Raw genomic sequence first — 13,234 nt, forward strand, 5'->3', positions numbered from 1 at the left:
GCTTAGACGCCTAACACGAGTCTGAGTCGAGGTGTGCAATGGTGCTTGAGACATGGCTGGCGTTTTTTGCCGCCTGCTGGGTGATCAGTCTTTCCCCGGGTGCCGGCGCCATTGCGTCGATGTCCTGCGGCCTGCAGTACGGTTTTTGGCGTGGCTACTGGAACGCCCTTGGCCTGCAATTGGGGCTGGCGATGCAGATTGCGATTGTCGCCGCCGGCGTCGGTGCGATCCTCGCTGCTTCGTCCACGGCGTTCTACGCGATCAAATGGTTCGGCGTGGCCTACCTGATCTACCTGGCGGTCAAGCAATGGCGTGCGCTGCCCAGCGACCTGAGTGATGACGCCGCCATCCGCCCGATCGGCAAGCCACTGGCCTTGGTGTTCCGCGGCTTCCTGGTCAACGTCAGCAACCCCAAGGCGCTGGTGTTCATGCTGGCCGTGCTGCCGCAGTTCATTGACCCCCACGCACCGCTGGTGGCGCAGTACCTGATCCTGGGCGTGACCATGATCTGCGTCGACCTGATCGTCATGGCCGGCTACACGGGCCTGGCCTCCAAGGTCCTGCGTCTGCTGCGCACTCCCAAGCAACAGCGCCGGATGAACCGCGCGTTCGCCGGTTTGTTTGTCGGTGCAGCCGGTTTGCTGGCAACCATTCGCAAGGCCGCGGTGTAAGCCGTCAGCGGTTAATCAAGGCGACCTGATCAGGTCGCCTTTTTTGTTTGTGCGCACTGAAATCCTGAACGTAAAGACGACAAAGCTTGAGCGAAGGGCATTGAGAGTGAACAATGTGTAACTTCGTATTTCCATTTGAGACTCATTCATGACTGCGCCGTCCCGTTTTCTGGCCTGGTTGGTCTTCCCGTTGTTTGCACTGTGCAGTTCCAACCTGCTGGCCGACACCGTGGAAGGCGCCCCTCAAGCCCTGCATGTACTCGACTACGTGGGTGCGGATTACCCGGCTACGGTAGCGGCGGGCAAGGTGATCGATGCGGCCGAGTACCAGGAGCAGGTTGAGTTTTTAAAGGCGCTGCAAGGCTTTGTCACGTCGCTGCCGGCCAAGCCGCAGAAGGCTGAGCTGGAGCAGGGCGTATCGGCCCTGCGCAAGGCTGTCGACGAACGCCAGGACGGTGCGAGCGTCGCCCGTCAGGCACGACAGCTGGGGGCGAAACTGGCAGTGGCCTACGAGGTCAGCCAGGCACCGATCATTACCCCGGACCCTGCGCGGGGCGCGCCGCTGTACGCACAGCACTGCTCGGTGTGCCATGGCGACAGCGGCGCTGGTGATGGCCCTGCAGGCGTTGGCCTGGAGCCTGCGCCCGCGAACCTGCGTGATAGCGCACGCCAGGACCGCCTGAGCCTCTACGCGATCTACAGCACCCTTGGGCAGGGCGTTGAGGGCACGGACATGCCGTCGTTCGCTGATCAGCTCGACGAGCGGCAGCGTTGGGACCTGGCCACCTACATCGCCAGTTTCAGTGCCGACCCGGCAGCGGCAAAGAGCGAGAAGACCTACAACCTCGCCGACCTGGCACGCCAGACGCCGGCCGAGGTGCTGGCGGCCGAAGGTCCCGAGGCGGCGGCAACCTTCCGTGCGCAGCGTGCCCAGCCACCGCAGGTCAAGCGAGGGCCGGCGCAACTGCTCGATTACACCGCCGCGACACTGGACAAGAGCATCGCCGCGTATCGAGCCGGTGAGCACGATCAGGCCTACGACCTGTCGGTGGCCGCGTATCTGGAAGGCTTCGAACTGGTTGAGAGCTCCCTCGACAACGTTGACGCGGTGGTGCGCAAAGACACTGAAAAATCCCTGATGGCCTACCGTCAGGCGTTGCAGGACGGTTTACCGGTCGAGCAGGCTGAACAGCGACTGGACGTGGCCAAGGCGAAACTGAAGGAGTCCGCCGGCCTGTTGGGCAGCGATGGTCTCAGCTGGTCCCTGAGTTACATCTCGGGTCTGTTGATTCTGCTGCGCGAAGGCCTGGAAGCGATCTTGGTGCTGGCGGCGATCCTTGCGTTCCTGCGCAATACCGGTCAGCAATCGGCGGTGCGCAGTGTCAACGTCGGATGGGGGCTGGCGCTGCTGGCCGGCCTGGGTACCTGGGCGCTCGCGGCGTACGTGATCGACGTTAGCGGTTCCCAGCGAGAGCTGCTGGAAGGTGCGACGGCGCTGTTTGCCAGCGTCATGGTGCTGTGGCTTGGGGTATGGATGCACGACCGGCGCCATGCGGCAGCCTGGCAGGATTACATCAAGAGCAGCCTGGTGGGCGGCGGTGGGCGATTCGGGTTTGCGATCCTGGCGTTCTTCTCGGTGTACCGTGAGCTGTTCGAAGTGATCCTGTTCTACGAAACCCTGTGGCTGCAAGCCGGTCCGGCGGGTCATCAGGCGGTACTGGCGGGCGGCGCGACGGCACTGGTGCTGCTGGTGGGTCTGGCCTGGGTGATTTTGCGCGGTTCGGCGAAACTGCCTCTGGCCCTGTTCTTCAGCATCAACGCAGGCTTGCTGTGCGCATTGTCGGTAGTGTTCGCCGGGCATGGGGTGAAAGCCTTGCAGGAAGCCGGGATCTTTGGCACACGGCCGGTGCCGTTCTTTGATTTCGACTGGCTGGGGATTCATGCCGACGCCTACTCGCTGAGTGCGCAGGTGGTGGCGATCCTGGCGATCATCGTGCTGTACAGTCGCAGTCGCATGGCCGAGAAGCGCCGGGTGCCAGCCGCTTGACCCTGTTCGCTGCGCTCATTTACGGACGCGCAGCGCCACCCGACCCACTCCCATAAGGTTGACGCCAAACCTGTGGGGGTGGGTTCGCTCCGGGCGGTGATCCGACGGTGCTTCTAAAAGAGGAAATGTAATGCGCGTATGGATCGATGCCGACGCCTGTCCGAGGGCCGCGAAGGACCTGGTGGTGAAGTTCGCCCTCAAGCGTCAGTTCGAGGTGGTGCTGGTGGCCGGTCAACCACAGATCAAGCCGGGCCTGGCCCTGGTGAAACTGATCGTGGTGCCCAGCGGTCCGGATGCGGCCGACGATTACCTGGTGGAGCATGCGGTACCGGGTGAGCTGGTGATCTGCAGCGATGTGCCGCTGGCCGACCGTCTGGTGAAGAAGGGGGTCGCGGCGCTGGACCCTCGGGGCAAGGAGTTCGACATGCAGAACATGGGCGATCGCCTGGCGGTGCGTAACCTGTTCACCGATTTGCGTGAACAGGGCCAGGCGGGTGGCGGTCCCGCGCCGTTTGGCGAGCGTGACAAGCAGGCGTTTGCCAATGCGCTGGACCGGATACTGACGCGGTTGTCCCGCAAGCCCTGAGACGTACACCTTCCTGTGGCGAGGGCGCTTGCTCTCGCTGGGTTGCGGAGCGACCCCAAGGCCATCTGATTCGGTTTGTCAGGTAGATCAGGTTTGATCATTCCCACGCAGCGCGTGGGGAGCGATCAGGGCCGTCAGCCAGTGTCACGCATCGTTTTCGTGGGTCAACTCCAGTACCCGGTCAACCAGCTTGTTGATCCCCGAAGCCGCTTCACTGATCGACTGCGCCAGCATGTAGGCGGGGGTGCTGACCAGTTTGCGCGCCTTGTCCTCAACGATCTCGGTCACGGCACAGTCCGCGTGGATAGCGCCCATCTTGTCCATGGCAGCGGCGGTGTCGGCGTCGTTGCCGATGGTGCAGGTCACGCCCGGGCCATAGATCTTCGCGGCCAGGGCTGGTGAGATGCAGATCAGGCCAACCGGCTTGCCCGCTTCGGCAAAGGCTTCAGTCAGGGCCAGAACGTCCGGTTGAACGGTGCAGGCGGCGCCTTCGACGGCAAAGTTGGACAGGTTCTTGGCGGCGCCAAAACCACCAGGCACGATCAGGGCGTCGAAGTCTTCGACATTCGCTTCGCGGATGTCCTTGATGTTCCCCCGGGCAATGCGTGCCGACTCCACCAGCACGTTGCGCGACTCGGGCATCTCTTCGCCCGTCAGGTGGTTGACCACATGCATTTGCGCGATGTCAGGGGCAAAGCACTGGACCTGCGCGCCACGCTGGCCGAGGCGCAGCAGGGTAATCACGCTTTCATGGATCTCGGCGCCGTCATAGACGCCACAGCCGGAAAGTATCACTGCAACTTTTTTGCTCATGGGTTCTTCTCCAGATACATGGCGTTAAATGTCCACTAATTTGTCACGCGTTGCCATAGGGGAGTCTGGCGGTTGCGCCTAATCTTTTGACAATCCATTGCGCGCGGGCCGGGTCATGAATTTCGTTTTGTATGCCGTGCCGTTTTTCTTTGTGCTGATCGCCATCGAGTTGTTGGCGGACCGCTGGCGCGGGGTGAGCAATTACCGGGTGGCGGATGCCATCAACAGCCTCAGCGCGGGTGTGTTGTCGACCACCACGGGGCTGCTGACCAAGGGTGTCGGGCTGGTGACGTACGCATTCGCCCTCAAGCACCTGGCGCTGTTCGAGTTGCCGGCCGAGCGCCTGTGGGTGTGGGTGCTTGCCTTTGTGCTCTATGATTTTTGCTATTACTGGCTGCACCGCATGGGTCATGAACGCAACATCCTGTGGGCGGCGCACTCGGTGCACCATCAAAGCGAGGACTACAACCTCTCCACCGCGCTGCGCCAGACCAGTACCGGCTTTCTGTTGGGCTGGATTTTCTACCTGCCGATGGCCGTGCTCGGCGTACCGCTGCTGGTGTTTGTCAGTGTCGCGGCGTTGAACCTGCTCTATCAGTTCTGGGTGCACACCAAACACATTCCCAAGCTGGGCTGGTTCGAATGGTGCTTCGTGACGCCGTCCAATCATCGGGCCCACCATGCGCAGAACGCTCTTTATATGGATCGCAACTACGGTGGGGTGTTCATCATCTGGGACCGTCTGTTCGGTACGTTTCAGGACGAGGACGACAACGAGCCGGTGATTTTCGGCGTGACCACGCCTCTGGCGAGTTGGAACCCGTTATGGGCGAATGTGCAGTTCTATGCACAGCTGTGGGCGGATGCACGTCGCGCCCAGAGAGGCTGGGACAAACTGCGAATCTGGTTCATGCGCACGGGTTGGCGCCCGGCGGACGTGGCGGCGAAGTACCCCATGAACAAGCCGGACCTGAGCCGGTTCCGCAAATTCGAAGTGCCGTTGGACGGCCGTCTGCAAGGGTATGTCGCGGTGCAGTTTTGCCTGTACATCGCGCTGGGCAGTTACCTGATGAGCCTGGAGCACGACCTGCCGACGGCCGCCCTGGTAGTGGGCTGGGGAGCGGTGGCATGGGGTCTTTTTGTGCTGGGGGCGATGTTGGAGAATCGCCCGCAAGCGTTCAGGCTGGAGGTGTTGCGGCTGGCGTCGAACCTGCCGCTGGCGGGGCTGGCACCGCTGGTCGGGCTATGGCCGGCCAGCACGGCAGGCTGGGTTGGCCTGCTCGGTTACAGCGTGCTCAGCGGGATCGGCCTCTACTGCTGCGCAAGCCGCATCACTCGGCTGGCGTCGTAGGTTCGCCAGCCTTGGCCTTTTCGGCCTTCAAGGCTTGTTCGTCGGCATAAATCTTCTTGGCCAGGCGAGCGTTCTTGAAGCGCCGACGCAGCCACAGGATGAGACCCAGCACCAGCAGCGCGCCCAGTACCCACAGCTCGTACTTCTTGACGCTGCCCAGCATGCCCTCGAGCACGGCGCCGAAGTGATAGGCGGCCGCTGCCAGCGCGGTGGCCCAGATGGCGGCACCGATACCGTTGAGCAGCAGGTAGCGGCCTGGCGGATAACCCGAAAGGCCAATGGCCACGGGCATGACCGTGCGCAAACCGTAGACGAAGCGAAAGCTCAGCACCCAGATGTCCGGATGCTTGCGAATGTGCTCCAGCGCCCGGTCGCCCATCAATTGCCAGCGTGGCTTGCGTGCCAGCAATTTGCGGCCGTGCTTGCGCCCCAGGAAGTACCACAGTTGATCGCCGGCATAGCTGCCGAGGAAGGCCACGACCACCACGATGTTGATGTCCATGTACCCACGGAACGCAAGGAAGCCGGCGAGCACCAGAATGGTTTCGCCTTCGAAGAACGTGCCGAGAAAGAGGGCAAAGTAGCCAAAATCATTCAGGAATTGTTGGAGCATTGTCTGGGTGCTGGCGAAATGAACGCGCAGCCTAACCCTTCAGGCCCATGGAGGAAAGTATCCAAATGTGTCTCGACGTGAACATTTCCTACAAGGACAATGGATGCGACTACCAGTCGCGGGGGTGCACATAACTGTAATCTGTTGGTCATAATGGATGCTTATAACTGTCACGCTCGCCTGCCAATGCGGGCTCAGGAGTCTGTCGTGAGCTTTACCCCCGCCAACCGTTTGTTTCCTGCAACTCGCCTGCGTCGCAATCGTCGTGACGAGTTTTCGCGTCGTCTGGTACGTGAAAACGTCCTGACCACCAATGACCTGATTCTGCCGGTATTTGTGCTGGACGGTGAGAACCGTCGCGAAGCGGTGGCCTCGATGCCTGGCGTCGAGCGCCTGACCATCGACCTGTTGCTGGAAGAGGCGGCCGGTTGGGTCGAGCTGGGTATTCCGGCCGTCGCCCTGTTTCCGGTGACGCCGCCCGAACTCAAGTCCCTCGACGCGGCGCAAGCCTGGAGCCCGGACGGTATAGCCCAGCGCGCCACGCGTGCCCTGCGTGCACGTTTCCCGGAGCTGGGGGTGATCACCGACGTCGCGCTGGACCCGTTCACCACTCACGGCCAGGACGGTATTCTGGATGAAGAAGGCTATGTGCAGAACGACATCACCGTCGATGCACTGGTCAAGCAAGCCCTGTCCCATGCCGCTGCCGGTGCCCAGGTGGTCGCCCCGTCAGACATGATGGACGGCCGCATCCAGGCAATCCGTGAAGCGCTGGAGCTGGCAGGTCATGTCAACGTGCGAATCATGGCCTACTCGGCCAAGTACGCCAGTGCCTACTACGGCCCGTTCCGCGATGCCGTCGGTTCGGCGCTGAACCTGGGCAAGGCGAACAAGGCGTCCTATCAAATGGACCCGGCCAACGGCAACGAAGCGTTGCACGAAGTGGCTAGCGACTTGTCAGAAGGTGCGGATATGGTCATGGTCAAGCCAGGCATGCCATACCTGGACATTCTTTACCGGGTAAAAGAAGAATTCAAAGTGCCGACCTTTGTCTATCAGGTCAGCGGTGAATACGCCATGCACATGGCGGCTATCCAGAATGGCTGGTTGAGCGAAGGGGTTATTCTTGAGTCCCTGACCGCTTTTAAACGTGCCGGTGCTGATGGCATCCTCACTTACTTTGCCGTACGTGCCGCCCAATTGTTACGAGAGCAAAAATAGCCCTCCCAGGAACATTCGATGAATACCGAAGGCCTCACTGAAGTTGCCGTAAAAGAAGCTCAACCCGTGGTCGAGCCAGTCGTCGAACCCCCGCTGGAGATGGAGCCTGCTCCGCCCGCGGTGGTGGTCGACGTGGCACCCGTGGTACCGGCGATCGCTATTCCCGGTCTGGATGACAGCAGCCTGTACATCCATCGCGAGCTGTCGCAACTGCAGTTCAACATCCGCGTGCTGGAACAGGCGCTGGACGAGTCCTATCCATTGCTGGAGCGGCTGAAGTTCCTGTTGATCTTCTCCAGCAACCTGGACGAGTTCTTCGAGATTCGTGTGGCCGGGCTGAAAAAACAGATCACCTTCGCCCGTGAACAAGCGGGTGCCGATGGCCTGCAACCGCATCAGGCACTGGCACGCATCAGCGATCTGGTGCATGGCCAGGTTGATCGCCAGTACGCGATCCTAAACGACATCCTGTTGCCGGAGCTGGAAAAGCACCAGGTGCGCTTCATTCGTCGGCGTCACTGGACCACCAAGATCAAGACCTGGGTGCGCCGCTATTTCCGTGACGAGATTGCCCCGATCATTACCCCGATCGGTCTCGACCCGACGCACCCGTTCCCGTTGCTGGTGAACAAAAGCCTGAACTTCATCGTCGAGCTTGAAGGTATCGATGCCTTCGGTCGCGATTCCGGCCTGGCGATCATCCCGGCGCCACGCCTGCTGCCACGCGTCATCAAGGTGCCGGAAGAAGTCGGCGGCACGGGGGACAACTATGTGTTCCTGTCGTCGATGATCCACGCGCACGCCGATGACCTGTTCCAGGGCATGAAGGTCAAGGGCTGCTACCAGTTCCGCCTGACCCGGAACGCCGACCTGGCGGTGGACACCGAAGACGTCGAAGACCTGGCGCGCGCCCTGCGCGGCGAACTGTTCTCCCGTCGTTACGGGGACGCGGTGCGCCTGGAAGTGGCCGACACCTGTCCGAAACAGCTGTCCGACTACCTGCTCAAGCAGTTCAACCTGAGCGAGACCGAGTTGTATCAGGTCAATGGCCCGGTCAACCTGACGCGCCTGTTCAGCATCACCGGGCTGGATAGCCATCCGGAGCTGCAATACACGCCGTTTACCCCACAGATCCCGAAACTGCTGCAAAACAGCGAAAACGTTTTCAGCGTGGTCAGCAAGCAGGACATCTTGCTGCTGCACCCGTTCGAGTCGTTCACGCCGGTGGTCGACCTGCTGCGTCAGGCCGCGAAAGACCCCCATGTGCTGGCGGTCCGTCAGACCCTGTACCGCAGCGGCGCGAACTCGGAGATCGTCGATGCACTGGTCGACGCAGCGCGTAACGGTAAGGAAGTCACCGCGGTGATCGAATTGCGCGCCCGGTTTGACGAAGAGTCCAACCTGCAACTGGCCAGCCGTCTGCAAGCGGCAGGTGCCGTGGTGATCTATGGCGTGGTTGGCTTCAAGACCCATGCCAAGATGATGCTGATCCTGCGTCGCGAGGCCGGCGAGATTGTGCGTTACGCGCACCTGGGTACCGGCAACTACCACGCCGGCAACGCCCGCCTGTACACCGACTACAGCCTGCTGACCTCCGACGACGCCCTGTGCGAAGACGTTGGCAAACTGTTCAGTCAGTTGATCGGCATGGGCAAGACCCTGCGCATGAAAAAGCTGTTGCATGCGCCCTTTACCCTGAAAAAGGGCATGCTCGACATGATTGCCCGCGAAACCCAGTTCGCCGTCGAGGGCAAGCCGGCGCACATCATTGCCAAGTTCAACTCGCTGACCGATCCGAAGATCATTCGCGCGCTGTACAAGGCCAGCCAGTCAGGGGTGCGTATCGACCTGGTGGTGCGTGGCATGTGCTGCCTGCGCCCAGGCATCGCCGGGGTTTCGCACAATATTCATGTGCGCTCGATCATCGGTCGCTTCCTGGAACACACGCGGGTCTTCTACTTCCTCAACGGCGGCGAAGAGCAGATGTTCCTGTCCAGTGCCGACTGGATGGAGCGCAACCTCGACAAGCGCGTCGAGACCTGTTTCCCGGTGGAAGGCAAGAAGCTGATCACGCGGGTCAAGAAAGAGCTGGAGCTGTATCTGACCGATAACACCCACAGCTGGAGCCTGCAGTCGGACGGTCGTTACGTGCGCAACACGCCGACCGGCAACCAGAACCCACGCAGCGCCCAGGCGACCCTGCTGGAGCGATTGGGCAGTCCGATTCTGACCGTCAGCAACTAACGCGCTGGCATCGGGCAAAAAAAATGGCGATCCGTGTGGATCGCCATTTTTGTTTTCAGCGAACGTTCAACACCACGCCCACCCGGGTCAGCCACTCCGCCTCCAGGGCGAAGTCGGCCTGGGTCAGCTGGTTTTCGTCCAGCCAGTGCTCCGGGAACTGCACATCCAGGTTGTCGCCGTTGGCATGCAGCGTGACCTGCGGCATCGCCTGGGTACCACGGATGTGATGAAACAGAATCGCAAAGCGCAAGAGCACGCACAGGCGAATCAGCTTGATGCCGTCATCACCGAACTCGGCGAATTTGTCCTTGGGGATGTTACGGCGGTGGCCGCGCACCAGCAGTGCCAGCATCAGCTGGTCTTCACGGGAGAAGCCGGCGAGGTCGGAGTGCTCGATCAGGTAGGCACCGTGCTTGTGGTACTGGTAGTGAGCGATGTCCAGCCCGACTTCATGGACCTTGGCCGCCCAGCCCAGCAATTCGCGCCAGACACCGTCGTCCAGGCCCCAGTCCGCTGCAACCTGGTCGAACGCATGCAGGGCCTTGCGCTCGACGCGTGCGGCTTGCTCCAGGTCGGCATGGTAGCGCTCCATGAGCGAGCCCAGGGTGCGTTCACGGACGTCTTCATGGTGATGACGGCCCAGCAGGTCGTAGAGCACGCCTTCGCGCAGGGCGCCTTCGCAGTGGTCCATGCGTTGCAGCTCAAGCGCGTCGAAAATCGCTTCGAGAATCGCCAGGCCGGCGGGGAAGATGGCACGACGGTCAGGCTTGATGCCTTCAAAGTCGATTTTCTCGGCGTCGCCGAGTTTGAACAACTTGCGCTTGAGCCAGGCCAGCCCTTCGGCGTTGACCTCGCCGGTGCCATGGCCGCCCGCTTTCAGTGCCAGGCCAATGGCGCGGATAGTGCCCGAGGAGCCGATGGCTTCATCCCAGGTCAGGCGGTGCAGGGCGTGTTCGATGCTCATGATCTCCAGCCGTGCCGCGGTGTACGCCTGGGCGTAGCGGGCCGGGGTGATCTTGCCGTCCTTGAAATAGCGCTGGGTGTAGCTCACGCAGCCCATTTGCAGGCTTTCGCGCAGCAGCGGCTCAAAGCGCTGGCCGATGATGAACTCGGTGCTGCCACCGCCAATGTCGGCCACCAGGCGTTTGCCCGGGGTGTCGGCGAGCGTGTGGGAGACGCCCAGGTAGATCAGGCGTGCTTCTTCACGGCCGGAGATGACTTCTACCGGGTGGCCGAGGATTTCTTCGGCCCGGCGGATGAACTCGCCACGGTTGCGCGCTTCGCGCAGGGCGTTGGTGCCCACGATCCGCACGGCGCCCTGAGGCATACCGTTGATCAGTTGGGCAAAGCGTTTCAGGCAATCGAGCCCGCGCTGCATGGACTCTTCGCTGAGCTGGCGCTCTTCGTCGATCCCGGCAGCCAGTTGAACCTTCTCGCCAAGCCTCTCGAGAATCCGGATTTCATTGTGGTGAGCTTTGGCTACAACCATATGAAAGCTGTTGGAGCCCAGGTCGATAGCGGCGATCAGGGACAGATTCTTGGCTTGGGATTGGGGCATGGTGTGGGGGTCTCGGTCGATAACCCGCCCATCGTGCCACGATCAACCGCCGCCGCCAACGCGCAGCGCTGAATGCCTTGATCCAGACAACGTCTGTGACGAGGGGCGCGCGCCATCACTTGACTTGAGCTATACCCAAAGTCATGGGCCACCATAGCGAGACTCAATCATCTGCGGCTTCCTGAACGAGGGAAGGGCAGCTATGATGGGCCACGTTTTTTTGCTTACAACCTGGAGACTTCCATGAGCAGCGATCTTATCAAACACGTTAGCGACGCTAGCTTCGAAGCTGACGTACTCAAGGCCGAAGGTGCTGTACTGGTCGACTACTGGGCTGAGTGGTGCGGTCCATGCAAGATGATCGCTCCGGTCCTGGACGAAATCGCTGAGACCTACAAAGGCAAGCTGACCGTTGCCAAGCTGAACATCGACGAGAACCAGGAAACCCCGGCCAAGCACGGCGTGCGTGGTATCCCGACGCTGATGCTGTTCAAGAACGGCAACGTCGAAGCCACCAAGGTCGGTGCGCTGTCGAAGTCGCAACTGGCTGCCTTCCTCGACGCCAACATCTAAGCGTCGTTGCAAGTGTCACCCAAAAAGCCCCGCAAATTGCGGGGCTTTTTCGTTATTCAGGGCTAGACGCTCCTAAACTCAGGTGTTACATTCGGTCCCGCACCGGTTCCTCCAGTGCCCCCTGCAAGCCGTCGCCGACGCTCTCCTTTTCGAATAAGTACGCGATCCTGTCGCCTTCTCCGCGGCGCGGCCTCATTAAGCCGAAAGCTTAATTTCCCCCCTCCATAAATGATTACGTCATTCCTATATGAATCTGACTGAACTCAAGCAAAAGCCGATTACCGAACTGCTCGAATTGGCCGAACAGATGGGCATAGAAAATATGGCCCGTTCGCGCAAGCAGGACGTGATTTTCTCCTTGCTCAAAAAGCACGCGAAAAGCGGCGAGGAAATCTCCGGTGATGGCGTGCTGGAGATCCTCCAGGACGGCTTCGGCTTCCTGCGCTCCTCGGACGCTTCCTACCTGGCCGGCCCGGACGATATCTACGTCTCGCCAAGCCAGATCCGTCGCTTCAACTTGCGCACCGGTGACACCATCGTTGGCAAGATCCGCCCGCCGAAAGAAGGCGAGCGTTACTTCGCACTGCTCAAGGTCGACACGATCAACTACGATCGTCCCGAGAACGCGAAGAACAAGATTCTCTTCGAGAACCTGACCCCGCTGTTCCCGACCGTGCGCATGAAGATGGAAGCCGGCAACGGTTCCACCGAAGACTTGACCGGTCGTGTCATCGACCTGTGCGCACCTATCGGCAAAGGCCAGCGTGGTCTGATCGTTGCACCGCCAAAGGCCGGTAAAACGATCATGCTGCAGAACATCGCAGCCAATATCACCCGTAACAACCCGGAAGTTCATCTGATCGTGCTGTTGATCGACGAGCGTCCTGAAGAAGTGACGGAAATGCAGCGCACCGTGCGCGGCGAAGTGGTTGCCTCGACGTTCGACGAGCCACCAACCCGTCACGTGCAGGTTGCCGAAATGGTGATCGAGAAGGCCAAGCGCCTGGTTGAGCACAAGAAAGACGTGGTCATCCTGCTCGACTCCATCACTCGTCTGGCACGTGCCTACAACACCGTGATCCCAAGCTCCGGCAAGGTACTGACCGGTGGTGTCGATGCTCACGCCCTGGAGAAACCAAAGCGTTTCTTCGGTGCTGCACGGAACATCGAAGAAGGCGGCTCGCTGACCATCATCGCCACCGCGCTGGTTGAAACCGGCTCGAAGATGGACGAAGTGATCTACGAGGAATTCAAGGGCACCGGCAACATGGAACTGCCGCTGGATCGCCGTATCGCTGAAAAACGCGTCTTCCCGGCCATCAACATCAACCGTTCCGGCACCCGCCGTGAAGAGTTGCTGACGGCTGACGACGAGTTGCAGCGCATGTGGATCCTGCGCAAACTCCTGCATCCTATGGATGAAGTGGCGGCCATCGAGTTCCTGGTCGACAAGCTGAAACAGACCAAGACCAACGATGAGTTCTTCCTGTCGATGAAACGCAAGTAAATCGACAAGGCTCAACAAAAAGCCGGGGAAACCCGGCTTTTTGTTATCTG

The 13,234-nt window shown here is 60.8% G+C and carries 11 protein-coding genes; 8 read left to right on the forward strand and 3 right to left on the reverse strand.

Going from position 1 to position 13,234, the window contains the following annotated elements; translation table 11 throughout:
* Positions 1-38: 38 nt before the first annotated feature.
* From CKW07_RS16140 to CKW07_RS16150, 3 genes are all read left to right on the forward strand, one after another.
* On the forward strand, positions 39-671 hold the full coding sequence (locus tag CKW07_RS16140; protein WP_095145870.1) for a LysE family transporter: 633 nt from the start codon (positions 39-41) through the stop codon (positions 669-671).
* Between the two features lie 148 nt (positions 672-819).
* Entirely contained in the window at positions 820-2,718 is a 1,899-nt protein-coding gene (locus CKW07_RS16145) for an FTR1 family protein (RefSeq protein ID WP_095145872.1), read from the forward strand.
* A gap of 130 nt (positions 2,719-2,848) precedes the next feature.
* Positions 2,849-3,304, forward strand: coding sequence for a YaiI/YqxD family protein (locus CKW07_RS16150; protein WP_095145874.1), 456 nt, complete (start codon positions 2,849-2,851; stop codon positions 3,302-3,304).
* Positions 3,305-3,448: 144 nt separating this feature from the next.
* Here CKW07_RS16150 and elbB read toward each other — a convergent pair whose 3' ends face one another.
* On the reverse strand, positions 3,449-4,117 hold the full coding sequence (elbB, locus tag CKW07_RS16155; RefSeq protein WP_095145876.1) for an isoprenoid biosynthesis glyoxalase ElbB: 669 nt from the start codon (positions 4,115-4,117) through the stop codon (positions 3,449-3,451).
* Positions 4,118-4,232: 115 nt separating this feature from the next.
* On the opposite strand from elbB, the gene CKW07_RS16160 reads away from it, so the two are divergent.
* On the forward strand, positions 4,233-5,468 hold the full coding sequence (locus tag CKW07_RS16160; protein WP_095145878.1) for a sterol desaturase family protein: 1,236 nt from the start codon (positions 4,233-4,235) through the stop codon (positions 5,466-5,468).
* On the opposite strand, the gene CKW07_RS16165 is transcribed toward CKW07_RS16160, so the two are convergent.
* Positions 5,449-6,081 carry a DedA family protein gene (locus CKW07_RS16165; RefSeq protein ID WP_095081876.1) on the reverse strand — a complete coding sequence of 211 codons (633 nt, stop codon included), beginning with the start codon at positions 6,079-6,081 and terminating at the stop codon, positions 5,449-5,451. The genes CKW07_RS16160 and CKW07_RS16165 overlap by 20 nt on opposite strands.
* 207 nt (positions 6,082-6,288) lie before the next feature.
* Here CKW07_RS16165 and hemB point away from each other — a divergent pair, with 207 nt between their 5' ends.
* Complete coding sequence (hemB, locus tag CKW07_RS16170) at positions 6,289-7,302, forward strand: porphobilinogen synthase (protein ID WP_095145880.1); 1,014 nt, start codon at positions 6,289-6,291, stop codon at positions 7,300-7,302.
* 18 nt (positions 7,303-7,320) lie between these two features.
* Positions 7,321-9,546: a polyphosphate kinase 1 gene (ppk1, locus tag CKW07_RS16175; protein WP_095145882.1), complete on the forward strand. Its 2,226-nt coding sequence runs from the start codon at positions 7,321-7,323 to the stop codon at positions 9,544-9,546.
* Between the two features lie 55 nt (positions 9,547-9,601).
* Here ppk1 and ppx read toward each other — a convergent pair whose 3' ends face one another.
* Positions 9,602-11,104 (reverse strand): exopolyphosphatase, encoded by a 1,503-nt coding sequence (gene ppx, locus CKW07_RS16180; RefSeq protein WP_095145884.1) that lies wholly within the window; start codon positions 11,102-11,104, stop codon positions 9,602-9,604.
* 243 nt (positions 11,105-11,347) lie between these two features.
* Here ppx and trxA point away from each other — a divergent pair, with 243 nt between their 5' ends.
* Both trxA and rho read left to right on the forward strand, forming a co-directional pair.
* On the forward strand, positions 11,348-11,677 hold the full coding sequence (gene trxA, locus CKW07_RS16185) for a thioredoxin TrxA (protein ID WP_003206727.1): 330 nt from the start codon (positions 11,348-11,350) through the stop codon (positions 11,675-11,677).
* 247 nt (positions 11,678-11,924) lie between these two features.
* Positions 11,925-13,184 (forward strand): transcription termination factor Rho, encoded by a 1,260-nt coding sequence (gene rho / locus CKW07_RS16190; RefSeq protein ID WP_095145886.1) that lies wholly within the window; start codon positions 11,925-11,927, stop codon positions 13,182-13,184.
* Positions 13,185-13,234 lie beyond the last annotated feature (50 nt).

It is taken from the genome of Pseudomonas sp. Irchel s3b6, from assembly GCF_900187415.1.
Lineage (GTDB): Bacteria > Pseudomonadota > Gammaproteobacteria > Pseudomonadales > Pseudomonadaceae > Aquipseudomonas.

Excerpts from the sequence above, each read along its gene's own strand:
- CKW07_RS16140 (WP_095145870.1), top strand. The coding sequence starts at position 39 with ATGGTGCTTGAGACATGGCTGGCGTTTTTTGCCGCCTGCTGGGTGATC.
- CKW07_RS16145 (WP_095145872.1), top strand. The coding sequence starts at position 820 with ATGACTGCGCCGTCCCGTTTTCTGGCCTGGTTGGTCTTCCCGTTGTTT.
- CKW07_RS16150 (WP_095145874.1), top strand. The coding sequence starts at position 2,849 with ATGCGCGTATGGATCGATGCCGACGCCTGTCCGAGGGCCGCGAAGGAC.
- elbB (WP_095145876.1), bottom strand. The coding sequence starts at position 4,117 with ATGAGCAAAAAAGTTGCAGTGATACTTTCCGGCTGTGGCGTCTATGAC.
- CKW07_RS16160 (WP_095145878.1), top strand. The coding sequence starts at position 4,233 with ATGAATTTCGTTTTGTATGCCGTGCCGTTTTTCTTTGTGCTGATCGCC.
- CKW07_RS16165 (WP_095081876.1), bottom strand. The coding sequence starts at position 6,081 with ATGCTCCAACAATTCCTGAATGATTTTGGCTACTTTGCCCTCTTTCTC.
- ppk1 (WP_095145882.1), top strand. The coding sequence starts at position 7,321 with ATGAATACCGAAGGCCTCACTGAAGTTGCCGTAAAAGAAGCTCAACCC.
- ppx (WP_095145884.1), bottom strand. The coding sequence starts at position 11,104 with ATGCCCCAATCCCAAGCCAAGAATCTGTCCCTGATCGCCGCTATCGAC.
- trxA (WP_003206727.1), top strand. The coding sequence starts at position 11,348 with ATGAGCAGCGATCTTATCAAACACGTTAGCGACGCTAGCTTCGAAGCT.
- rho (WP_095145886.1), top strand. The coding sequence starts at position 11,925 with ATGAATCTGACTGAACTCAAGCAAAAGCCGATTACCGAACTGCTCGAA.